The following is a 23,091-nucleotide window of genomic DNA, read 5'->3' on the forward strand; positions in this document are numbered from 1 at the left end:
CTGTGGGAGCTGGCTTGCCGGCGATGGGCTGCAAGGCAGCCCCAATGGCTGCCACTAAGGCTTAACTGACTGGCATTAGGCGTATGTGGCAGGATTATAGGCTGCCTGATGAAACAATCGCGAGCCGTGGACACCCCCGCAATGACGTTGAGACCACAGGCTGAGAAGAAAGATGCGATCGCCCTTCAACCACCACGCAAATATTTTGCCTGCGCGTGTTTTGTGTCACCGGTCAGCTGCCGGCAAAACTATTGAGCAGAGCGGCCAATCGGCGGCTCGGAAGCAAGGCATGGCACAGCTTCATGTGCATGGCCAATCCATCGCAAGGAGAAACGACATGGCGCAGGATCAACAGCGAACCAGCCAGCGCGGCGGTACCAAGGAAACCAACCCAGGCAACTTCGCCAACGATCGTGAACGGGCCTCCCGAGCGGGCCACAAAGGCGGGCAGGCCTCTGGCGGCAATTTCGCCAACGATCGCCAACGGGCATCGGAAGCTGGGCGCAAGGGCGGGCAGAACAGCCACGGCGGTGGCCGCCAACAGTGAATTGGCACACTCGCTGAAACCAGGCAGCGATTTCGGGCCTGACGGCCCGGAATCGCGTCATCTCGCTAACAGGTCGCTGGCAGGCGCGCACTCATGTACTCGGGCCCTGGTCACCGTCCTTGGCCTTTGCAGTGGCCGGGAGTGCAACTCGACTGAGCTGACCTGCATACTTGCGGCGAGGATTAGCCCCGCGAACGGGCACTTTAGCGATAGATTCCTGCTGCCCGAGCGGTGGCGTGCAAGTGGCTTTGGTTGCCATGGCCAACCCCAGACGCAGGCCGAACTTCCTCAGGATGGCTTCGATGGTGCCCAAGGTGGGATTACCCTTGTCCTTCTCGATCTGGTACAGGGCCTTGGTCGACATGTTGCACATGGCAGCAAAAGTGTCCTGGTCCAGACCGGTTACCTCAAGCCGTAGTCGGCGAATAGCGGTTCCCAGGGTTTCGCTTCCCCTGTCGTGCTGCAGCATGATGTCGTCGATCAACTGCTTGCGCCGTTCGTGTGTGATCTCTTTCATCGAAGCCCCCATTCAACCAAGCGCTTGTCCAAATTGTTCAGCGGGATGGACTGAGCGCGCCTCACTTGCTCTGGAAGATCGACCAGCAGGTCTGGTAAAGCTCGAAACATTTCAGCCGCCGCACGCACGCGCTCGAACAGCACGTCAGGGCTCACATAGTCGTGGAAGTACTGGCAGATTGTGCGCCAGTCTGGGCTTCCCTTGTGCTCGGGCTTCCACTTGGTCACCCGGGTAACGCCTTCCGGATCGAGCACCATCGGCGCAAGGTCGTAAATCGGCGCCAGCTCGAATCTGTCCCGATACCTGAAAATGGCCATGTTGCGCCCGTGGTTGTCAGAGTTTCCGAGGATGCGGTTGAGCAGGTCGCGGCGCAGGTACTCGAACACCAGCTCCTCAAGCTCTGAGCCCTGCCCATTGGTACGCCACAGGTGGATCAGACGGCTGATCACCTCTTCATGACTCAGCCTCGATCCAGGCTCGGTGTTCTCACACACGGAATAGATCGATTCGACCGGAATCCTTTCCACCACACCGTTGGTGATTCGCCGATCGAAGCGCGGCATCCACAGGCTCGGTTTATCGGCTTCCTCAAGCGCCAGTCCATCCGTGGATATCGTGTGCAAGCCCAGCTGAGCGATCGCTTTGTAGTAGTGGTACTCCGTGCGCAGGATGTTCTTGTCGAGTTCAGTGGCTTGGTTGCGCGCAAATTTCACCAGCCAATGGCGGCGCGCAAGGGCGTCAGGCAGCATGGCATCGGCATGGAGCGCGCCATCTTCCCCCTCCACCATGATCAGCTTCGGCGCTTCGCCCTGAGCCCCCGTCGCACCGCCTAGCGCAGCGCCTGACTCATAGGCGTACTCCAGAAATTCGTTCGTCCGGTCTACAACCTCTTTACGCGGGAAAGCCTCCATGCGGGTTTGATTGATCTGCTCGAAAGACTCCTTCACGCGCAAATGGCCAATGGGCGAGGGCGTGCAGCGCCTGAGAAGGAAAAAGTCCATGTCCATCCCATCAGGCTTTTCCCCACCGAATCGCTTCTGCAACGACGTACGGGCGGCCCCGGCCGGTATGATGTCGTAGATGAAGGGCGGATACCCTTTGCTATCGACAGGGTTCCAGCCCAGCGGAAGGTTCACGCTGATAGCGGGCTCGAACGGCGTCTCTAGCTTGTCGAGGAATTCGATCAGATAGTGCTGGGCGTAAGAGACGCTGCATCGCGACTCCTCAACCTTCTGAACATTCGACACAGAAAGCAGCATTGCATCGCGCCAATGGCCTTCAACGTACGTCTGGATAGTGAGATGTCCTGACATGGCGACCCATACAATCGGAATTATGATGCCGAATAGTGTGGATCAAACAACAGCTTTCGGCAATATGATTCCGGTTACCGCCGGAGGATAGATCACATCCAGCATTATAATGCTGATTGATGAGATGGATAGCGGCGGTGCAACGGCCTGGATGCCGGGCTCCAAGGCCACTCGTACCATACGTTCGACAAAATTTTGAATTTTCTGGCCATGCCCAGATCAATCAGGGTGTCATCCATGGAGAAGAGGAGGCCCCCGCGATGCCTGGCCCACAGCTGTACATCATCGATTACCAACTGCATGGCCAACCGCGCAGTTTCATCATTCGTCTGGAGCGGCTGGACAATGCCGAGGCCTGGCATTGGGCAAGTTGCGATGCGGGCATCGGCATCATTCCCAAGTTCGGCCGCGAGAAGATCCGCAAGGTCAGCAGGCCGATGGCCGAGCGCTACGGGATCACCGCTGTGAGTTGGCGGGTATCGGGGGGCAAGCCGAACCAGTCGGTGGGTGACCCGGCGGCTACGGTTTGATACCCCAGGCTTCAGCCATTATCGGGATCCCCTGTGGGAGCGGGCGCGCCCGCGAAGAACCCAACGCGGTGCATGGCACCGGCTGCGCCGGTGTTCGCGGGCACGCCCGCTCCCACAGGGATGGTGCAAGGTTTCAGGTTCTGCGTAAGCCGGTTAATCCTGCAGTAAGTATTCTGCCGAGCGTCAGGCACCGGACTCAGGGTCGCTGGCGGGTACACCCGGGCGGTTTTCTTCGTCATCGGTAATGTGGGGGTCGGTATCCGGGTCATCTGCCTGGTCATTGCGCCGGTCTGGTTCCAGCTCCGGCCAGTCATCCTGTGCGCTGCCGCCGCCCATTCGCAGTAAGTCATTCATCTGGCAACCCTCGCTTTCGATGAAAAAACGGCCCGCGATCAGGCGGGCCCAATACAGGAGTGAGAGGCGAAGCCATTGACCACCCCTCATTGAATCAGAGGGGTAAAGGCCAGGGACGGTCGATTGAATGCGCGCCGCCCCTGACCAACGGTGCCATCAGGGCTTTTTCAGTACCAGGGTGAGGATGTCGTAGCTGGCCACCAGTTCACCCAGCTGGTTGGTGACTTCCACATCCCAGGCTACCACGCCCTGGGGCTGGCCCAGCGGGCTGGTCTTGCCCTGGTCGATCTTGCGCTTGCAGGTCAGCCGCGCCTGGATGGTGTCACCGATACCTACCGGGTTGATGAAGCGCAGGGTATCCAGGCCGTAGTTGGCCAGTACCGGCCCGGCACCTGGCGAGACGAACAGCCCGGCGGCGGCCGACAGCACGAAGTAACCGTGGGCAATGCGCTTGCCGAACTGCGACTCCTTGGCGGCAATCTCGTCGAAGTGCATGTAGAAGTGGTCGCCCGACAGGCAGCCGAAGTTGACCAGGTCGGCTTCGGTCACGGTGCGGCGGTGGGTGAGCAGCGACTCGCCGATTCGCAGCTCCTCGAAATAGCGGCGGAACGGATGCACCTCGGTTTCGATCACTTCACTACCGCGCACATATTCGCCGGTTACCGCCGTGAGCATGCTCGGCGAGCCCTGCACCGCGGCGCGTTGCAGGTAGTGCTTGACCGCGCGCAGGCCGCCCAGCTCTTCACCGCCACCGGCGCGGCCTGGGCCGCCGTGCTTGAGCTGCGGCAACGGTGAACCGTGGCCGGTGGACTCCTTGGCGGCCTCGCTGTCGAGCACCAGCAGGCGGCCATGCCAGGCGGCAGCCACCGGGATGGCCTTGGCGGCGACGCTGCGCTCGGCGGTGACCAGGGTCGCCACCAGGCTACCTTTGCCACGGGCAGCCAGGGCCAAGGCTTCATCGAGGTCATCGTAGGCCATCAGCGTGCTGACCGGGCCGAACGCTTCGATATCGTGGGCACCGCCTTCGGCATGCGGGTCGCGGGCCTGCAGCAGGGTCGGGGCAAAGAATGCGCCCTCGGCCACGCCCTCGCCACGCGGGGCAAAGCCATCGCTGGCGCCGAACAGCTGGTCGCAACTCTGCAGCAGGCTGCGCACCCGCTCGGCCACGTCGTGCTGCTGGTCGTGGGAGGCCAGGGCGCCCATGCGCACACCTTCCAGCGACGGGTCGCCGACCACTACCTTGCTCAGCCGTTCGCGCAGGCGCGTGGCGACGGCGTCGATGTGCCTGGCCGGGACGATGGCGCGGCGGATGGCGGTGCATTTCTGCCCGGCCTTGGTGGTCATTTCACGCACCACCTCCTTGATGTACAGGTCGAACTCTGCGCTGTCCGGGGTTACGTCCGGGCCGAGGATGGCGCAGTTCAGTGAGTCGGCTTCGGCGGTGAACGGCACCGAGTTGCGCACCAGGTTCGGCGTGACACGCAATTTGGCGGCGGTGTCGGCAGAGCCGGTGAAGGTCACCACGTCCTGGCCTTGCAGGCGGTCGAGCAGGTCGCCGGTGCTGCCGATCACCAGTTGCAGGCTGCCTTCGGGCAGCAGGCCGGAGGCATTCATCAGGCGCACCACGGCCTCGGTCAGGTAGCTGGTCGAGGTCGCCGGCTTGACGATGCATGGCATGCCGGCCAGGAAGGTCGGGGCGAACTTTTCCAGCATGCCCCAGATGGGGAAGTTGAAGGCGTTGATGTGCACCGCCACCCCCGCGCGCGGCACCAGGATGTGGCTGCCGGCAAAATGCCCTTGCTTGCCCAGCGGGATGGCCGGGCCTTCGTGCACCAGGTTGCCCGACGGCAGTTCGCGGCTGCCGATGCCGGCATAGGAGAACAGCGTGGCATTGCCGCCTTCGATGTCGATCCAGCTGTCGGCACGGGTGGCGCCGCTATGGTGGGACAAGGCGTAGAGCTGTTCCTTGTGTTCGGCCAGGTACAGGGCCAGCGCTTTCAGGCGCGCCGCGCGTTGCTGGAAGTCCATGGCCATCAGCGCGGCCAGGCCGCGGGCACGGGCAAAGTCCACGGCTTCGGCGAAGTCCGGGCGCTCTTCATGGCTGTAGGCCAGCACGTGGCCGTCGAGGGCGCTGCGCAGGGCCTGGGCGCCGTGCTGGCCCAGCCAACGGCCGGCGATGAAGCTTTGCAGAGTAGGGGCGGCAGACATGCTGTTCTCCATGCTGTTCAAATGTGGGGGCGCTGTTACCACAGCGCCAGGGTGTAGCCGATGATCAGGCGGTTTTCGTCCACGGCGTTGGTCAGGCCATTGCCGGAACGGAAGGTGACATTGCGCCAGCGCAGGCTGACGTCCTTGAACGGGCCGCTCTGGATGACGTAGGTGAGGTCGGTGTCGCGCTCGCGCTCACGGCCGTTGTTGACGGTGGCGGTCTCGGCATGGCGACCGTCGGTGTAGCGGGTCATGAAACTCAGGCCAGGAATGCCCATGGCGACGAAGTCGTAGTCGTAGCGCACCTGCCATGAGTCCAGCCCGGCACGGGTGAAGGTGTTGTAGGTGACCAGGTTGACGGTGAACGGGTCGCCGCCATTGACGAACGGAAAGGCGCTGTCGCCGGACATCTGCTGCCAGGTAGCGGTGAACTTGTGGGCCCGCACGCCGAGGGTGAACATGGCGTTGAAGTTGCGGTTGTCGATGTTGCCGGCGCGCTCTGCACCGTCGTTACGGCTGTCGAAGTAGCGCAGGTCGGTGCGTAGGCTCAGGCCTTCGCCCAGCGAGCGGGTGTCTATCAAGCCGACGAACTGCTGGCGGTAGATGTCCTCGAGCTTGGCGTAGTAGTAGCTGACGCTGGTTTGCGGGGTGATGGCGTAGCTGCCGCCAGCGAAATCCAGGTGGTCGCTACTGGCAGCGCCGTAGCCCATGTCGTCCCGGCCCGAGGAATCGCGCAGGTTGACCTTGCTCAGGCGGCCGGCGTTGACGGTTAGGCCGTCGAGGTCCTGGCTGGTGAGCAGGCCACCCTGGAAGGTGGAAGCCAGTAGGCGGGTGTCGTTGTACACCACCACCGGCAGGATCGGTTGCAGGGTACCCAGGCGCAGGGTGCTCTTGGCCACCCGTACCTTGCCGGTCAGGCCCAGTTCGCTGTAGTCGTCGACCGGCTCATGGCTGTTCGGGCCAAAAGGCAGCAGGCCGGTGTTGCGGCGGTCGCGGCTGGAATCGAGCTTGATCCCCAGTTGCCCCATGGCGTCGACGCCAAAGCCTACCGGGCCGTCGGTGAAGCCCGACTCCAGCTTGGCGGTAAAGCCCTGGCCCCATTCCTCGGCCTTGGCCTGGGGTGCGTTGCTCTGGCGGAAGTCGCGGTTGATGTAGTGGTTGCGCAGTTCCACGCGTGCGTGGCTGTCTTCGATGAAGTCCGCCAGCGCCGGCATTGGCAGGGCGAGGGTGGCCAGCCAGGCGGCTGACATGAAGTGTGTGCGGTTCATTGTTGTTGTTTTACCCGACATGGTCGTTCGTCCTTGATATCAGTGCTTGCTGGCGCCGGCGGCGCCAATACCGGTCATGGAGCGGATGAACTGGGCCAGGTAGCGGCCACGTTCCTCGACGGCACGCTCCGAGCTGTCGGTGACCGAGAACACCCAGGCAGCGAAGAAGGCCAGGCTCATGGAGAACAGCGCCGGGTTGCTGTACGGGAACAGCGCCGTCTCGTTATGCAGCACGTTGACCCATACCGCCGGGCCCAGCACCACCAGCAGTACTGCCGAGACCAGCCCGGCCATGCTGCCGCACACTGCGCCGCGGGTGGTCAGGCCCTTCCAGAACATCGAGAGCAGCAGCACCGGGAAGTTGACCGAGGCGGCCACCGCCAGCACCAGGCCAGAGAGGAAGGCGATGTTCTGCGACTCGAACAGCAGGCCGAGGATCACCGCCAGCAGGCCGATCAGCAGGGTGGCGATACGCGAGACGCGCATTTCCTCCTGTTCGGTGGCCTTGCCCTGGCGTACCACGCAGGCGTACAGATCGTGGGACACGGCCGAAGCGCCAGACAGCGCCAGGCCCGCGACCACAGCCAGAATGGTGGCGAAGGCTACGGCGGAGATGAAACCGAGGAACAGGTTGCCGCCCACGGCCTGGGCCAGGTGCACCGCGACCATGTTGCCGCCGCCGATGATCGCGCCGGTGGCGTCACGGTAGGACGGCTCGGTACCGACCATGACGATGGCGCCAAAGCCGATGACGATCAGCAGCAGGTAGAAGTAGCCGATGAAGCCGGTGGCGTAGAACACACTCTTGCGCGCTTCCTTGGCGTCGCTGACGGTGAAGAAGCGCATCAGGATATGCGGCAGGCCGGCGGTGCCGAACATCATGCCCAGGCCCAGGGAAATGGCGTCCACCGGGTTGGACAGCAAGCCGCCCGGGGCCATGATCGCCTGGCCCTTGGCATGCACGGCCACGGCGCTGGCGAACATCGCCTCGGTGCTGAAGCCGAAGTGCTTGAGTACCATGAAGGCCATGAAGCTGGTGCCCGACAGCAGCATCACCGCCTTGATGATCTGCACCCAAGTGGTGGCGAGCATGCCGCCGAAGGTGACATAGGCGACCATCAGCACACCAACCAGCATCACCGCGTACAGGTAGCTGATGCCGAACAGCAGCTCGATCAGCTTGCCGGCGCCGACCATCTGCGCCACCAGGTACATCAGCGCCACCACCAGGGTGCCGAAGGCCGAGGTCAGGCGCACCGGGGTTTGCGCCAGGCGGTAGCTGACCACGTCGGCGAAGGTGTACTTGCCCAGGTTGCGCAGGCGTTCGGCGATCAGGAACAGGATGATCGGCCAGCCGGCCAGCACGCCCAGGGCATACAGCAGGCCGTCATAGCCGTTCATGAACATCATCGCCGAAATACCCAGGAACGACGCGGCGCTGATCATGTCGCCGGCAATCGCCAGGCCGTTCTGCATGCCGCTCAGGCCCCCGCCGGCGGTGTAGAAGTCGCTGGCCGAACGGGTGCGCAGGGCGGCCCAGCGGGTGACCAGCAGGGTGAAGCAGACGAACACCATGAACATCGAGATGGCAGTCCAGTTCATTGCGCGCACTCCTGCTTGACTTTGTCGTTGAGCGGGTCGAGCACGTTGTTGGCGCGGTGCACGTAGATGCCGGTGAGGGCGAAGGACAGCAGCACCATCAGCACGCCCACCAGCATGCCGACGGTGGTCACGCCGCCGCTGAGGGACTGGCCGAGGGTGCTTGGGGAAAACGCCACCAGCAGGACGAAGCCGTAGTAGATCACCAGCATGGCCAGGGTGAGGCTGCCGTTGAGGCGGCGTTTGCGCTGCACCAGGTGCTGGAAGTCGGGGTGGTTGGCGATGCTTTCTATGCGTTCGGGTGTCATGGGTTGCGATCTCTGGGTGTTGTAATTGTTTTGTTGAGGTCACGCGGGTATTGCGGTGTTGCCGATGGCCTATTCGCGGGCATGCCCGCTCCCACAGGTGCGGCGCTGTACTTGAGGCCTGCGCTATCCCTGTGGGAGCGGGCGCGCCCGCGAAGCAGGCGACTCGGTCTCAGAGCTGGTCGAAGTCGAGAACCACCTTGTCGCTCACCGGGTAGGTCTGGCACGACAGCACATAGCCGGCCGCCACTTCGTAGTCCTCCAGGGCATGGTTGCTGTCCATTTCAACTTCGCCTTCGATCACCCGGCACTTGCAGGTGGAGCACACGCCGGCCTTGCACGAATAAGGCAGCTCGGCGCCGATGGCGTTGCCGGCGTCCAGCACGTTCTGGGTGTTGCGTGGCAGGTCGAAGGTGAGGGCGCGGCCGTCGCTGATCACGGTGATGTGGCTGAGCGCCGAGTCCACCTGGCGCGCTGCCTCACGGGCCTCGCGGCGGGCTTCGTTGCCGGCAGCGGCGAACAGCTCGAAATGGATGCGCTCCTTGCCCAGGCCATTGGCCTGCAGGCAATCGCGCACGGTCTCGGTCATTGCCTGCGGGCCGCAGATGAACGCTGCGTCCAGGCCAGGAACGTCCAGCCAGCGCGAGAACAGCTGGCCGCACTTGTCGGCGTCGATGCGGCCGTTGTACAGGTCGACATCCTGCTGCTCGCGGCTGAACACGAAAATCAGGTTGAGGCGATCGAGGTAACGGTTCTTCAGGTCTTCGAGCTTGTCGCGGAACAGCGCACCAGAGCTGGAACGGTTGCCGTACAGCAAGGTGAAACGGCTGTGCGGCTCGCTGGCCAGGGTGGTGGCGATGATCGACAGGATCGGGGTGATGCCGCTGCCAGCGGCTACGCCCAGGTAGTTGCCTTGACGGGCCGGGTCCAGCGGCACGAAGAAGCGGCCCGATGGCGGCATCACCTCCAGTTGCTGGCCGGCCTTGAGCACGTCATTGGCAAACGCCGAGAAGCGCCCGCCCGGCACGCGCTTGACCGCCACGCGCAACTCGCCATCCTGCACCGCACTACAGATGGAGTAGGAACGGCGGACTTCCTCGTTGTCCAGTTGGGTACGCATGACCAGGTACTGGCCCTGGGTGAAACGGAACTGCGCCTGCAGGTGCTCGGGCACGTCGAAAGCGATCGACACCGCATCGCGGGTCTCGTTGCGCACTTGCTTGATGGTCAGGCTGTGAAACTGGCTCATGGCGTTCTCCACGGCTCAAATGCATTTGAAATAGTCGAACGGCTCCAGGCACTCGCGGCAGCGGTACAGCGCCTTGCAGGCCGTGGAACCGAACTGGCTAAGCAATTCGGTATGGGCGCTGCCGCATTGCGGGCAGCACACCTGGGGGGCTTCGCCGAGCAGGCTGCGCTTGTTGGCGCTGCCTTGGGGCGGGGCGATGCCGTAGGCGCGCAGGCGCTCACGGCCCAGCTCGCTGATCCAGTCGGTGCTCCAGGCCGGGGTAAGCCGGCGCTCCAGGTCGGGCGCGGGGAAACCGGCCTGTTCCAGCGCCTGGCGGATATCCCCCTCGATCACCTCGGTGGCCGGGCAGCCGGAGTAGGTCGGCGTGACCACCAGATGCAGGTGCCCGGCGCGCCAGTCGAGGTCGCGGACTATCCCCAGGTCGACCACGCTGACCACGGGCACTTCCGGGTCCATGACCTGGGCCAGGACCGCCCAGGCCCGGGCCAGGTCGTCGCCGCGTGGCGCGCGGGCGCCACGGTCGCCGGCAATCAGCTCACCAGGTTGCATCGGGATAGGCCCTTGGCAGGAACTGCATCTCGGCCAGCAGCAGGCCCAGGTGTTCGGTGTGCAAGCCCTTGCGCCCGTCCAGGTAGAAGTGGCTGGCGGCTTTGGGTAGCGGCAGTTCGACCGAAGCGAAGGTGGCGGTCACCTGCTTGAGCCAGGCGCCGCCGACAACAGCCGGGTCGGCGGCGATACCGGCTTCAGACAGGCGCACTTCGTTGTCGCTGGCAGCCGTCAGCTCGACGGTGAAGCGCCACAGTGCCGGGATGGCGGCAAGCATGCGCTGGCGGCTTTCTTCGGTGCCACCGCCCAGTCGCTGTACCCACTCGCTGGAGCGCCGCAGGTGGTAGGTGACTTCCTTCAGTGCCTTGGCGGCAATACCGGCAATGCGCGCATCGCCGGACTCAACCAGCCCTTCAAGCACAGCGAAGTGCCAGGCGTCGTAGAGGAACTGCTTGGCCATGGTCACGGCAAAGTCGCCGTTGGGTTGTTCGACCAGCAGCAGGTTGCGGTAGGCGCGTTCGTCACGGCGAAACGCCAGGGCATCAGCGTCACGGCCGTCATCGAGCAGCTCGGCGGCGTATTCAAGCCAGTTGCGCGCCTGGCCGACCAGGTCGAGGCCGACGTTCATCAGGGCCAGCTCTTCTTCGATGGCCGGGGCGCGGCCACACCATTCGCAGAGGCGCTGGCCCTGCACCAGGGCGCTGTCGCCGAGCAGCAGCAGGTAGGGGATAAGGGCTTCGTTGTGCATGGCCAACCTCACATGTGTCCGACTTCGTCGGGCAGTTCGTAGAAGCTGGCATGGCGGTAGACCTTGTCGTCCGAGGGGGCGAACAGCGGGTCTTTCTCGTCGGGGGAGGAGGCAGTGATCAGCGCCGAGGGCACCACCCACAGGCTCACGCCTTCGCTGCGGCGGGTATACAGCTCGCGGGCGTTCTCGATGGCCATGGCGGCATCGGCGGCGTGCACGCTGCCGACATGCTTGTGGTTAAGGCCGTGCTTGCTGCGCACGAACACTTCGTAGAGGGTCCAGACAGACATTTTCGATCTCCGCATCAATCGCCGCTCAGGCGGCGTTCTTGTTCTGCTGCTTGCGCGCGTAGGCCACGGCGGCCTCGCGAACCCAGGCGCCGTCCTCGATGGCCTTGCGCCGGGTGGCGACACGTTCCTGGTTGCACGGGCCGTTGCCCTTGATCACTTCGTAGAACTCGTCCCACTGGATCTCGCCGAAGTCGTAATGGCCGCGCTCGGCGTTCCACTTCAGCTCGGGGTCGGGGGCGCTGCAGCCAAGCAGTTCCAGCTGCGGCACGGTCTGGTCGATGAAGCGCTGGCGCAGTTCATCGTTGGTCTGGCGCTTGATCTTCCAGGCCATGGACTGGGCGCTGTTGGGCGAATGCTCGTCGCTGGGGCCGAACATCATCAGCGCAGGCCACCACAGGCGGTTGATGGCGTCCTGGACCATGTCCTTCTGCGCCTGGGTACCGTGGCGCATCATGGTCAGAAGGATTTCGTAGCCCTGGCGCTGGTGAAAGCTCTCTTCCTTGCAGATGCGGATCATGGCGCGGGAGTAGGGGCCGTAGGAGGTGCGCTGCAGCACCACCTGGTTGACGATGGCGGCACCATCCACCAGCCAGCCCACCGCGCCCATGTCGGCCCAGCTGAGGGTGGGGTAGTTGAAGATACTCGAGTACTTGGCCTTGCCGCTGTGCAGCTTGGCGATTTCTTCGTCACGGTCGGCGCCCAGGGTTTCCATGGCGCTGTACAGGTACAGGCCGTGGCCGGCTTCGTCCTGGATCTTGGCCATCAGCTGCAGCTTGCGCTTGAGGCTGGGGGCGCGGGTGACCCAGTTGCCTTCGGGCAGCATGCCGACGATTTCCGAATGGGCGTGCTGGGAGATCTGCCGGATCAGGGTCTGGCGGTAGGCCTCGGGCATCCAGTTCTTGGCTTCGATCTTGATTTCGGCGTCGATCTTTTCCTGGAAGTTGCGCTCCTCGGGCGACATCTCTTCCAGCGACTTGACGCGCTTGACTCCGGTTTCCACTAGCTGTGCGTACATGTGCTGCGACTCCTGCTAAGGCATGAGTCATTTGTAAGCGATACAAAACACAACGTCAAACAGTTTTATGTGTATCGAATGATATTTGTGTATCGCTTTGGGGGTCGCCGTTGGATTTTTAGCGCCTGTGAGATCGAGCGCCGCCCGCGCGGCGCTCGATTTCACAGAAACCCCACAACTCAAGGCGTACAGGCAAAAAAAAGCCCCGAACAATGCCGGGGCGAAAAAGGCCGCCGAATAATTCAGCTGGCCAACCGTTTGTCGAACACGTGGCAAGCCTTGCCCTCGGAGCGCTTGAGCGTGCCACAGGGCTGCAGGCGCACCTGGGTGCTGATGCCGATGTAAGTCTTGATCTGTTTGCTCAGCTCCGCGGTCAGCAGCTTGCACTGGCCTTCATCCAGATGCTGGCACTCCGTACGCAGTTCCACATGCACCTCGACGCTGTCCAGGTTGCCATTGCGATACAGGTGAATCTCATAAAGCTCTGAAAGTTGTTTTATTTTCAGCACCTGCTCCTCGATCTGCGTCGGGAACACGTTGACCCCGCGGATGATCAGCATGTCGTCACTGCGGCCGGTGATCTTGCCGATCCGTCGCATCGGCCGGGCGGTGCCAGGCAGCAGGCGGGTCAGGTCACGGGTGCGGTAGCGCACCATCGGCAGGGCCTCCTTGCTCAGCGAGGTGAACACCAGCTCGCCCAGTTGGCCGTCTGGCAATACCTCGCCCGTGACCGGGTCGATGATCTCGGGGTAGAAGTGGTCTTCCCAGATGGTCGGGCCATCCTTGGTTTCGATGCACTCCATCGCCACCCCGGGGCCCATGATTTCCGACAGGCCATAGATGTCGAGTGCATCGATACCCAGGCGTTGCTCGATCGAGCGGCGCAGTTCGTCGGTCCAGGGTTCGGCGCCAAAGATGCCCAGGCGCAGCTTGAGGTCGTGCGGGTCGATGCCCTGGCGCTCGATCTCGTCGGCGAGATTGAGCATGTAGGACGGGGTGACCATGATGATGTCTGGCTGGAAATCACGAATCAGTTGCACCTGCTTCTCGGTCTGGCCGCCGGACATGGGGATCACGGTGCAACCCAGGCGTTCGGCACCGTAGTGGGCACCAAGCCCGCCGGTGAACAGGCCGTAGCCGTAGGAGACGTGCACCTTGTCACCTTTGCGCCCGCCAGCGGCGCGGATCGAGCGGGCGACCACATCGGCCCAGGTATCGATGTCGTTCTTGGTGTAGCCAACCACCGTCGGCTTGCCGGTGGTACCGCTGGAGGCGTGCAGGCGCACCACTTCTTCCTGGGGCACGGCGAACATGCCGTAGGGGTAGTTGTCACGCAGGTCGTTCTTGCCGGTGAAGGGGAACTTCGCCAGGTCTTCGAGGCACTTGAGGTCATCGGGGTGGGCGCCGCACTCGGCAAAGCGCTTGCGGTACAGCGGTACGTTGTCGTAGGCGTGCTTCAGGCTCCAGCGCAGGCGCTCCAGCTGGTGCTGGCGCAGGGCGTCGACGCTGGCGGTTTCCATCGGGTCCAGCAGGACACGATCGGCATCATGGTACATGTTCATGGCTTCACTCGAATTGTTCTTGTACGCCGCGCGGCACCGGTTGCAGGCCGCGCGGTGAGTGTCATGAGCGCAGCATATACGGCTGCGTTCGGTTCGGTAACAAGTCGTTGGTCGCAACCGCTCAGAGGCGCTCGATGACCATGGCAATGCCCTGGCCAACCCCGATGCACATGGTGCACAGGGCGTAGCGCCCGGCGGTTTCTTCCAGCTCGTGCAGGGCGGTGGTGACCAGGCGTGCACCGCTCATGCCCAGCGGATGGCCGAGGGCGATGGCACCGCCATTGCGGTTGACCCGCGCGTCGTCGTCGGCCAGGCCCAGTTCGCGCAACACTGCCAGGCCTTGCGCGGCGAAGGCCTCGTTGAGCTCGATGACGTCCATGTCGGCCAGCGACAAGCCGGTGAGCTCCAGCACCTTGCGGGTTGCCGGTACCGGGCCGATGCCCATCAGGCGGGGTTCGACCCCGGCCACGGCCATGCCGACAATGCGGCCACGGGCTGTCAGGCCATGGCGGCGGGCAGCAGCGCTGCTGGCCAGCAGCAGGGCACAGGCGCCATCGTTGACGCCGGAGGCATTGCCGGCGGTGACGCTGCCGCCTTCGCGGAACGGCGTGCCAAGGCGGGCCAGTTGTTCCAGGGTGGTGTCGCCGCGGGGATGTTCGTCGTGTTCGACCACTTTCGCCGGGCCTTTGCGCTGCGGGATCTCGACCGCCACGATTTCCCGTGCCAGGCGGCCGCGGGCCTGGGCTGCGGCCGCCTTGTGCTGGCTGCGCAGGGCAAAGGCGTCCTGGTCGGCACGGGAAATGCCGAACTGTTCGGCGACATTCTCAGCGGTTTCCGGCATCGAATCGGTGCCGTAGGCCGCTTTCAGCAACGGGTTGACGAAACGCCAGCCGATGGTGGTATCGAACAGCTCGGCCGCGCGGCCAAACGCCTGCTCAGACTTGCCCATGACGAACGGCGCACGCGACATCGACTCCACGCCACCGGCCAGCATCAGCCCGGCTTCGCCACAGCGCAAGGCGCGGGCGGCGTTGCCGATGGCATCCAGGCCGGAACCGCACAGGCGGTTGATGGTAGTACCCGGCACCTCGAACGGCAGCCCGGCCAGCAAGCTGGCCATGTGCGCCACATTGCGGTTGTCTTCACCGGCCTGATTGGCACAGCCGAGAATAACGTCGTCCACAGCTTTCCAGTCCAGCTCGGGGTGGCGCTGGATCAGGGCCTTGAGTGGGATGGCCGCCAGGTCATCGGCGCGCACACCGCTCAAGGCGCCGGCGTAGCGGCCGATGGGAGTGCGCACGGCGTCGATGATCAAGGCATCGGCGAAGGTCTGTTCAGTCATCTTGCGTCTCCTGCGCCAGCACGGTGCCGCGCACTTTGTAGGATTTGCCATGGAACATCGCCACCAGCTCACCGCGCTGGTTCTCGATGCGCACCTCGTACAGGCCGGTGCGGCCTTTGCGGCTGACCTCGCTGGCGCTGGCGGTGAGCAGGTCATCGCGCAACGCCGGGGCCAGGTAGTCGATGCTGCAACCCAGGGCGACGGTGGCCTGGTCGTAGCTGTTGCAGGCGAAGGCAAATGCCGAATCGGCCAGGGCAAACAGGAAACCACCGTGGCAGGTGCCATGGCCCTGGATCATGTCGGCGCGAACCGGCATGCGCAGGCTTGCCCGGCCCGGGCCAGCATCCAGCAGGCTGATGCCCAGGCCCTGGGTGGCCTGGTCACGGGCGTACATGGCGTCGGCACAGGCTTGTGCCAGTTCGACTTCAGTCATGCAGGGTGCCTCCTTTGGCTTCGCAGCGGCGTAACAATAGGGAAGGGCGGTAGCGGCTTTCGCCGTAGCTGCGCTGCAGGTTGTCGAGCACGCGCAGGGTATGGCCAATGCCGATGTCGGTCGCCCAGGCCAGCGGACCGCAGGGGTAGTTGACGCCGGCGCGCATGGCCAGGTCGATGTCGGCGGCAGAGCCAACGCCTTGCAGCACGGCATCGGCGGCCTCGTTGGCGAGCATTGCCACGGTACGCAGCACCACCAGGCCGGGCAGGTCGGCGACTGCCGTTACCTTCAGGCCGGCACGCTGCAGCAGGGCCACAGCCTGGTTGCGGGCACTGTCGGTGGTATCGGCCGACCAGCTGATGGCAAGGCGCTTGGCATTGGCGTAATCCAGCGCAAGGTCGAGCAGCAACAGATTGCGCAAGCCATCTTCACGGGCCCGCTGGCTAGCCAGGCGACCGTCGGACAATGCCAGGGTGGCATCGCCTACCTGGATCAGGCCGCTACCGGCGCGCTGGGTTACGGCAATGCCGCTTTGTCGCAGGCGCTCGACCAGTGGCTGCATCACCCCCAGGTGGCCTTCGACCACGCAGGCTTCGGCGCTGGCAGGGCTGCTCAGTTCGGCCGGCTGCGGGCGTTCGGCGCCTTCGGCATAGCTATAGAAGCCTTGGCCGGTCTTGCGGCCGAGGCGGCCGGCGTCCACCAGCTCTTTTTGCACCAGAGAAGGCTGGAAGCGGAAATCGCCATAAAAGGCATCGAACACCGAGCAGGTGACGGCGTAGTTGACGTCGTGACCGATCAGGTCGGTGAGCTCGAATGCGCCCATACGGAAGCCACCAGCATCACGCAACAGGGCATCGAGGCTGGCGCAATCGGCTGCACCTTCCTGCAGCAGACGCAGGCTTTCGGCATAGAACGGCCGCGCCACGCGGTTGACGATGAAGCCCGGCGTGGAGCGCGTATGTACCGGTTGCTTACCCCAGGCCAGGGCAGTGTCGTAGAGGCACGCGGCCACGCCAGGGTCGGTCGCCAGACCCGAGACCACCTCGACCAGGGCCATGAGCGGCGCCGGGTTGAAGAAATGCATGCCGACCACCTGCTGCGGGCGCTTCAGGCCCGCGGCGAGGCTGGTGATGGACAGCGACGACGTGTTGCTGGCAAGGATGCAGTCGGCACTGCACAAGGCTTCCAGCTGGCCGAACAGCGCCTGTTTGACCTGCAGGTTTTCGACGATGGCTTCGATCACCAGGCGGGCATCGGCCAATGCGTCGAGGGTGTCCACCGGGCACAGGCGGGCACTGATCGCTTCGCCGTCGGCAGCCTGCAACTTGCCTTTTTCCACCAGACGGGCCAGTTGACGTTCAATGCCGGCCACCGCCTGGGCGGCGGCACCCGGGCGGTTGTCGTAGAGCTTTACTGGGTGGCCGGCCTGGGCCGCGACCTGGGCGATACCGGCCCCCATGGCACCGGCACCAATGACTGCCACCTGCACCTTGCTGTCGAGGGCACTCATGTTCAGCACCCCTTGAATGCCGGTGTGCGCTTGTTCATGAAGGCACTCACGCCTTCGCGGTAGTCCTCGCTGCGCCCGGCCAGGCGTTGCAGGTCACGCTCCAGCTCCAGTTGCTCATCGAAACCGTTGTCGAAACTGGCATTGAGGCTGCGCTTGATCAGGGCCAGGCCGTAGGTGGGCTGGGTGGCGAGCTGGCGGGCGAGGGTGAGGGCTTCGTCACGCAGCGCGGCATCGTCCACCACACGGTGGATCAACCCCCATTGCTGAGCCTGTTCGGCGCCAAGGCGCTCGCCCAGCATGGCCAGGGCCTTGGCCCGCGCCATGCCGACCAGGCGCGGCAGCAACCAGGTACCGCCGGAGTCCGGGACCAGGCCGATCTTACAGAAAGCCTGGATGAAGCTGGCCGAGCGGGCGGCCAGCACCAGGTCGCAGGCCAGCGGGATGTTGGCACCGGCGCCAGCGGCCACGCCATTGACCGCGCAGATCACCGGCAGCGGCAGGTCACGCAGGGTGCGCACCAGCGGGTTGTAGAACTTGTCGATCGACTCGCCCAGGTCTGGTACCTCGGCGCCCGGCGCCACATTGCGATCGGACAGGTCCTGGCCGGCACAGAAGCCGCGGCCTTCGGCCGTCAGCAACAGCACCCGCGCTTCGCTACTCTGGCGTACTTGCTTGAGCGCTTCGCGCACTTCCAGATGCATGGCGGTATTGAAGCTGTTCAGCTGTTCGGGGCGGTTCAACGAGAGGAGGGCGACGCCGTCCTCGATGGAAAACAGGATGTGCTGGAAAGTCATGACAGACTCGCTCCGTCAGTCGAGGGAAAGATGATCAGCGGCCTTGGAAGCGGGCCTGGCGCTTTTCCTGGAAGGCACGAATGCCTTCGTCGCGGTCGGCGGTGCCGGCCAGCAGGGTGAACGCGTGGCGTTCGAAACGCAGGCCACTGGCCAGGTCGGTATCGCCGGCCTTCAGCAGTGCTTCCTTGGCCAGGCGCACCGCCAGCGGCGCCTTGGCGGCGATGCTGCGGGCAACGTGCAAGGCGCGCTCCAGGGTGAGTTCGGGCTGGGTGATTTCACTGATCAGGCCAGCCTGCAGGGCGTGGCGTGCACTGATGGCTTCGCCGGTCAACACCATCTGCATGGCCAGCGGCTTGCCTACGGCACGCAGCAGGCGCTGGGTGCCGCCAGCGCCGGGGATGATGCCGAGATTGATTTCTGGCTGGCCGAAACGGGCGTCGCTGCCGGCGATGACGATGTCGGCGCACATCGCCAGTTCGCAGCCACCCCCCAGGGCGTAGCCGTTGACGGCGGCGATCAGCGGCTTGGCGAATGCGGCGATGCTTTGCCAGTGGGCCACACGGGGGTCATTGAGGATGCCGACCAGGTCGCGCTCGGCCATTTCGCGGATATCGGCGCCTGCAGCAAATGCCTTGCGGCTGCCGGTGATGACCACGGCGCGGGTCTGCTCGTCTCGCTCGGCTGCCTCCAGCTCGCTGGCCAGTTCTGTCAGTAGCCCGGTACACAAGGCGTTCAGTGCCTCCGGCCGTTGCAGGGTAATGAGCCGGACGCCGTGTTCTGGCGCCTGCACATCGAGATATCGCGGCATGTCGGGTTCCTCTGGCTGCACGCACGGCGCATCGTGTGGCCGGCATTTCTTGGAGTTGTTTGCAGGGGCGTGATGCTGGATCACGCCCAGGTGGAACCAGTATATGCACTACGCGATACATTTCGGCAACACGAAAATTATTTCATGTATCTCTTTTTGTGGGTTAGCCAATTACCTAATCCATGATTTTTCTGAAATTAGACACCTATTTTCAGCACGTTCGCCGAAAAACATCGATAAAATGCTAGATTTTCGAACGCTTTAAAAGCGATACACGTTTCAGGCAATTGACGACCAATTAATTTGTGATACAAGATCGATGTGCATTTCAAATCATTTCAGGAGTTTCGCCATGCCTTGCTACAGACTGGACGGCCTGACGCCCGTGGTTCACCCGACGGCCTACGTACACCCTAGTGCGGTGCTGATCGGCGATGTCATCGTCGGCCCTGGTTGCTACGTTGGCCCCTTGGCATCGCTGCGGGGGGACTTCGGCCGCATCGTGCTGGAGGAGGGCGCGAACTTGCAGGACACCTGCGTGATGCATGGTTTTCCAGGTGGCGACACGGTGATCGAACGCAATGGGCATGTGGGGCATGGCGCCGTGCTGCACGGCTGTCGAGTGGGCGAAGACGCCCTGATCGGCATGAATGCGGTGGTCATGGACGGCGCCCATGTCGCGCCACGTTGCATCGTCGCGGCCACGGCGTTCGTCAAGGCCGGTTTCGAATGTGCGGCACAAAGCCTGGTGATGGGTTCGCCGGCCCAGGTCAAACGTCTCGTTACCGATCAGGAGCTTGCCTGGAAACAGCGCGGCACTCTGGAATACCAGCATCTGGCGCAGCGCTGCATGAGCACGATGGTCGAGTGCCCACCACTCAATGAAGCCGAAGCGGACCGCCCGCGCATGCAGGATTCCGGCGTCAGGCCCAAAGGCCAGGCGGGCGCATGAGCCTGACAGCCCCGCACAATGGCCAGGCGACCCGCCGCGCAGGTATAGTCGGTGCTTTATCCGCGCACAGTTCGCCCATGAGCAATCTCGCCCCACTGAACAACTTGATCACCCGCTTCCAGGACCAGACGCCGATCCGCGCCAGTTCCCTGATCATCACCCTGTACGGCGATGCCATCGAGCCTCACGGCGGAACAGTCTGGCTAGGTAGCCTGATCAACCTGCTGGAGCCGGTCGGCATCAATGAGCGGTTGATCCGCACGTCGATCTTCCGTCTGACCAAGGAAGGCTGGCTCACCGCCGAGAAGGTTGGCCGGCGCAGTTACTACAGCCTGACCGGCACTGGCCGCCGACGTTTCGAGAAGGCCTTCAAACGGGTCTACAGCCCCAGCCAGCCGGCCTGGGACGGTGCCTGGACGCTGGTGTTGCTGTCGCAGCTGGAGGCGGGCAAGCGCAAGGCTTTGCGTGAGGAGCTGGAATGGCAGGGGTTTGGCGTCATGGCACCAAACCTGCTGGGCTGCCCACGAGCGGACCGCGCCGACCTGGCCGCGACCTTGCGTGACCTGGAGGCCAGCGACGACAGCATCGTCTTCGAAACCCACACTCAGGAGGTGCTCGCGTCCAAGGCCATGCGCGCCCAGGTGCGGGAAAGCTGGCGTATCGACGAGCTGGGGCAGCAGTACAGCGAGTTCATCCAACTGTTCAGGCCACTATGGCAAGGCTTGAAGGAGCAGCAACAGCTCGATGCGCAGGATTGCTTCCTGGCACGTACACTGCTGATTCACGAGTATCGTCGGCTGCTGTTACGCGACCCGCAATTGCCTGACGAACTGCTGCCGGGAGATTGGGAGGGAAGGGCTGCGCGACAACTGTGTCGCAACCTCTATCGCCTGGTGTTCGCCAAGGCCGAAGAGTGGCTGAACGCTGCGCTGGAGACGGCGGATGGGCCTTTGCCGGATGTGAACGAGAGCTTCTACAAACGTTTCGGTGGACTGGCCTAGGGCGTTAATGCCTAATGCTGCGAGAAGCCTGGCCGCTCCTGCATATCGCCCTGTGCAGGAGCGGCCCTGATTGAGAATCAGACCTCAGTCAAATCCGAGGTTGGCGGTTTTCTTGCCGCGTTGACACTCTCCAACTGCTGGTCAGCCAGATCCTGGGCCAGCGCCACCATGGTCATGGTCGGGTTCCACGAGCCACTAGCCGGCCATAGTCCGCCGCCTGTGACATAAACGTTTTCCACGCCATGGGGCCGGTAGTCCAGGCCGACCACACCTTCATCTTTGTCGCCGATCCATAGCGTCGACCCCTCATGCACCAGCCCGGCTACCCGACGGGCATCGACACCAGGACGCTCGGCCTTCCAGCTACCCTGACTAGGGTCACCATGCCAATACTCCACGGTGCCCTCCGGAGCGAAGACCCGCTCCATCATCTGGAAAGTACCTTCATCCATGGTGTCCCAGGTCAGCCGGTCGTTTTCACTGGCCAACACCTGCAATGTCACGTTGGTGGTCGGGTCTGCCTGGTCATTGCGCTGGAAGTGGTTTTCCGGGTTCCGAAAATCCATCTCACCGAGCACCGCACAGACGAACACCAGGTAGTCCTTCGACGACTCCAGTTGTGCCATTGACGCGGTGGCAACCACATCCGGCATGTAGCGCGCCGCTTTTTGCGCATTCTTCAGCGGGTCGCGATCAGACAGCACCGACAACTGCACATGGTATTGCATGGCGTTGTGCTTGTTCTGCCCAGCAAGATAGATCGCAGCCAGTTCCAGCTCGCCGAGCTTGTCCGCGAACGGATAGTCCTTGCGCGGCACGCGGGCGACCACGGAGGTGATGAAGTGGGCGGTAAAGCGCTCGCCAGCGCGTCGTACCTGGGGGAAGGAGTTCATCAACAGTGTGGCCGGAGGCAAGGTGCCCATGGCCAGGATCAGCTTGGCGTTGCCGATGTTGACCACCCCTCGGGAGGTTTGCAGGGCAGTGGCAGCACCATCCTGCTGGAGGATACGCTCGACAATGCACTCGGTGACGATACGCAGTGGGTGGCCTTTACCCAGTGCAGCAAGGTCGGCCTGGCGGCTGGCCAGTTCCATGATCGCGGCGGGAGTTGAAAACTTCGCAAAGTCCACACCACCGGCCCGATCGGCAGCTGCGGCAAGGGGAGCAGGCAGCCAACGAGTCGCCGAGTCGATCTTGTGGATGTTGCTGTTGAGCATGTCTTGTAGCGACAACTGCATCGTGCCGTAGACCGGGCGCTGCTGAGTGACCTGCTCACGCACTTGCGGATCGAGTTGGGTGTCGATCTTGTCGGCGGGGATCACATTGAGCAGCGCTTCGGCCGACTGGAACCGTTCCTGCGCCGCGGCAATGGTCTGCTCAGGCCAGAACGCCATTTCTTCCTGGGTAGGGCGTGGACACCAGGCGCTCCACATGATGCTGCGCCCACCGAAGAACGGCACCATTCCATGCTGCCAGCCGATATTGCCAGGCGGTTGGCTGGCCGTGCGAGCAGACAGGGTCCAAGGAAAGGTTTCGGAAAAACCGCCGAGGGTTTTCTGGTAGGGGATCGGCAGGTTCTGGAAGTGCTCGGGCAGAAAGAAAGGCCCACGTTCGACCATCAGTATTCGCGCCTGCGGCTTGCTGTCGAGGATGCGTTTGGCGAACGCCAGGGAACAAAAACCGGTGCCGACGATGATGAAATCGAATTGCTCTTCTTCGCGGACCTGCTTCCATTGGCTTTCCGAGAGAAAGAACACGTGGTCCAGCACTTTTTGTGCGGTGGGCGTTTGTGGGCCGGGAGTGGGGTAGCCATGACCGAAGTTGGTTGAACTGGTGACTGCGCTCATTTGATGCCTCCATTGCAAGATGGCAGACGTGTAGCCGCCGTTGGGTCTCCTTTGCAGCCTGCCTAACGCTAGCAGAGCGAAGTGGCATTTCAAGAGCGCAGGCCGGGGGGCACAAATGGGGGAGCGAGAGTGGCTGGCTGCGATAAACAGGGCCTGTTGCGCGGCATTGCAGCCTGCAGCGTTTCGGCACGCTTTGTACGACTGTTGCGTTGTCCAGTAACGGAATCAAGCTGCCTGGCTTCATTCGAAACTATTCTGAGTATTCGAAGTACAACGCGACATTGATCCGCTTGCCAAAGGCGCTTGAAGGGCAGGTTCTGGAGATCCTTTTAAATAACTAAACAAAATGAATA

Annotated in this window: 22 protein-coding genes and 1 pseudogene; 4 read left to right on the forward strand and 19 right to left on the reverse strand. The window is 63.3% G+C overall.

The features are described from left to right. The first annotated feature begins 337 nt into the window (after positions 1-337). Positions 338-547 carry a general stress protein gene (locus tag TZ03_RS20620; RefSeq protein ID WP_051100024.1) on the forward strand — a complete coding sequence of 70 codons (210 nt, stop codon included), beginning with the start codon at positions 338-340 and terminating at the stop codon, positions 545-547. Between the two features lie 91 nt (positions 548-638). Here the strand turns inward: TZ03_RS20620 and TZ03_RS20625 are convergent, their stop codons facing one another. Together TZ03_RS20625 and TZ03_RS20630 are read right to left on the reverse strand one after the other, a co-directional pair. Continuing rightward, positions 639-1,064 carry a helix-turn-helix domain-containing protein gene (locus tag TZ03_RS20625; RefSeq protein ID WP_051100063.1) on the reverse strand — a complete coding sequence of 142 codons (426 nt, stop codon included), beginning with the start codon at positions 1,062-1,064 and terminating at the stop codon, positions 639-641. Beyond that, positions 1,061-2,377, reverse strand: a complete 1,317-nt coding sequence (locus TZ03_RS20630) for a type II toxin-antitoxin system HipA family toxin (protein ID WP_051100025.1) — start codon at positions 2,375-2,377, stop codon at positions 1,061-1,063. The genes TZ03_RS20625 and TZ03_RS20630 overlap by 4 nt, the downstream gene beginning before the upstream one ends. A 260-nt stretch (positions 2,378-2,637) precedes the next feature. Between TZ03_RS20630 and TZ03_RS20635 the strand changes: the two genes are divergently transcribed. Then, positions 2,638-2,907 (forward strand): DUF6555 family protein, encoded by a 270-nt coding sequence (locus tag TZ03_RS20635; protein ID WP_051100027.1) that lies wholly within the window; start codon positions 2,638-2,640, stop codon positions 2,905-2,907. A gap of 183 nt (positions 2,908-3,090) precedes the next feature. Here TZ03_RS20635 and TZ03_RS31140 read toward each other — a convergent pair whose 3' ends face one another. The 16 genes and pseudogenes from TZ03_RS31140 to paaF form a co-directional block, all read right to left on the reverse strand. Next, complete coding sequence (locus tag TZ03_RS31140; protein WP_160297751.1) at positions 3,091-3,261, reverse strand: hypothetical protein; 171 nt, start codon at positions 3,259-3,261, stop codon at positions 3,091-3,093. Between the two features lie 156 nt (positions 3,262-3,417). Next, on the reverse strand, positions 3,418-5,469 hold the full coding sequence (gene paaZ / locus TZ03_RS20640) for a phenylacetic acid degradation bifunctional protein PaaZ (RefSeq protein ID WP_051100029.1): 2,052 nt from the start codon (positions 5,467-5,469) through the stop codon (positions 3,418-3,420). Positions 5,470-5,504: 35 nt separating this feature from the next. Further along, a complete protein-coding gene (locus tag TZ03_RS20645) occupies positions 5,505-6,737 on the reverse strand; it encodes an OprD family porin (RefSeq protein WP_051100031.1) in 1,233 nt (410 codons plus the stop codon). A gap of 39 nt (positions 6,738-6,776) precedes the next feature. Next, positions 6,777-8,345: pseudogene (locus TZ03_RS20650) on the reverse strand (cation acetate symporter); the annotation flags it as partial. Further along, entirely contained in the window at positions 8,336-8,644 is a 309-nt protein-coding gene (locus tag TZ03_RS20655) for a DUF485 domain-containing protein (protein ID WP_004376242.1), read from the reverse strand. The pseudogene TZ03_RS20650 and the gene TZ03_RS20655, both read right to left, overlap by 10 nt. A gap of 169 nt (positions 8,645-8,813) precedes the next feature. After that, positions 8,814-9,890: a 1,2-phenylacetyl-CoA epoxidase subunit PaaE gene (gene paaE, locus TZ03_RS20660; protein ID WP_051100034.1), complete on the reverse strand. Its 1,077-nt coding sequence runs from the start codon at positions 9,888-9,890 to the stop codon at positions 8,814-8,816. Positions 9,891-9,905: 15 nt separating this feature from the next. After that, complete coding sequence (gene paaD, locus TZ03_RS20665) at positions 9,906-10,439, reverse strand: 1,2-phenylacetyl-CoA epoxidase subunit PaaD (protein ID WP_051100036.1); 534 nt, start codon at positions 10,437-10,439, stop codon at positions 9,906-9,908. Then, entirely contained in the window at positions 10,426-11,184 is a 759-nt protein-coding gene (gene paaC, locus TZ03_RS20670) for a 1,2-phenylacetyl-CoA epoxidase subunit PaaC (RefSeq protein WP_051100038.1), read from the reverse strand. The genes paaD and paaC overlap by 14 nt, the downstream gene beginning before the upstream one ends. An 8-nt stretch (positions 11,185-11,192) precedes the next feature. Next, positions 11,193-11,474: a 1,2-phenylacetyl-CoA epoxidase subunit PaaB gene (gene paaB / locus TZ03_RS20675; RefSeq protein ID WP_004374528.1), complete on the reverse strand. Its 282-nt coding sequence runs from the start codon at positions 11,472-11,474 to the stop codon at positions 11,193-11,195. A 25-nt stretch (positions 11,475-11,499) separates the two neighbouring features. Further along, a complete protein-coding gene (gene paaA / locus TZ03_RS20680; RefSeq protein ID WP_051100040.1) occupies positions 11,500-12,489 on the reverse strand; it encodes a 1,2-phenylacetyl-CoA epoxidase subunit PaaA in 990 nt (329 codons plus the stop codon). Positions 12,490-12,731: 242 nt separating this feature from the next. Next, positions 12,732-14,051 (reverse strand): phenylacetate--CoA ligase PaaK, encoded by a 1,320-nt coding sequence (gene paaK / locus TZ03_RS20685; protein WP_051100042.1) that lies wholly within the window; start codon positions 14,049-14,051, stop codon positions 12,732-12,734. A 121-nt stretch (positions 14,052-14,172) separates the two neighbouring features. Continuing rightward, positions 14,173-15,393 (reverse strand): 3-oxoadipyl-CoA thiolase, encoded by a 1,221-nt coding sequence (gene pcaF, locus TZ03_RS20690; protein WP_051100044.1) that lies wholly within the window; start codon positions 15,391-15,393, stop codon positions 14,173-14,175. Further along, positions 15,386-15,826, reverse strand: coding sequence for a hydroxyphenylacetyl-CoA thioesterase PaaI (paaI, locus tag TZ03_RS20695; RefSeq protein WP_051100046.1), 441 nt, complete (start codon positions 15,824-15,826; stop codon positions 15,386-15,388). The genes pcaF and paaI overlap by 8 nt, the downstream gene beginning before the upstream one ends. Further along, positions 15,819-17,336, reverse strand: coding sequence for a 3-hydroxyacyl-CoA dehydrogenase PaaH (gene paaH / locus TZ03_RS20700; protein ID WP_051100048.1), 1,518 nt, complete (start codon positions 17,334-17,336; stop codon positions 15,819-15,821). Before paaH ends, paaI begins: the two co-directional genes overlap by 8 nt. Positions 17,337-17,338: 2 nt before the next feature. After that, complete coding sequence (paaG, locus tag TZ03_RS20705) at positions 17,339-18,130, reverse strand: 2-(1,2-epoxy-1,2-dihydrophenyl)acetyl-CoA isomerase PaaG (protein ID WP_051100050.1); 792 nt, start codon at positions 18,128-18,130, stop codon at positions 17,339-17,341. Between the two features lie 34 nt (positions 18,131-18,164). Continuing rightward, the gene (paaF, locus tag TZ03_RS20710) at positions 18,165-18,938 is read right to left on the reverse strand and encodes a 2,3-dehydroadipyl-CoA hydratase PaaF (RefSeq protein WP_051100052.1); all 774 of its coding nucleotides are present in this window, start codon (positions 18,936-18,938) and stop codon (positions 18,165-18,167) included. Positions 18,939-19,290: 352 nt separating this feature from the next. Here paaF and paaY point away from each other — a divergent pair, with 352 nt between their 5' ends. Beyond that, complete coding sequence (paaY, locus tag TZ03_RS20715) at positions 19,291-19,890, forward strand: phenylacetic acid degradation protein PaaY (RefSeq protein ID WP_051100054.1); 600 nt, start codon at positions 19,291-19,293, stop codon at positions 19,888-19,890. Between the two features lie 77 nt (positions 19,891-19,967). Next, on the forward strand, positions 19,968-20,891 hold the full coding sequence (gene paaX / locus TZ03_RS20720) for a phenylacetic acid degradation operon negative regulatory protein PaaX (protein WP_177328495.1): 924 nt from the start codon (positions 19,968-19,970) through the stop codon (positions 20,889-20,891). A gap of 77 nt (positions 20,892-20,968) precedes the next feature. On the opposite strand, the gene TZ03_RS20725 is transcribed toward paaX, so the two are convergent. Beyond that, the gene (locus TZ03_RS20725; protein WP_051100058.1) at positions 20,969-22,738 is read right to left on the reverse strand and encodes a GMC oxidoreductase; all 1,770 of its coding nucleotides are present in this window, start codon (positions 22,736-22,738) and stop codon (positions 20,969-20,971) included. Positions 22,739-23,091 lie beyond the last annotated feature (353 nt).

Origin of the sequence: Pseudomonas sp. 10-1B (assembly GCF_000935045.1) — a bacterium.
Taxonomy (GTDB): Bacteria; Pseudomonadota; Gammaproteobacteria; order Pseudomonadales; family Pseudomonadaceae; genus Aquipseudomonas.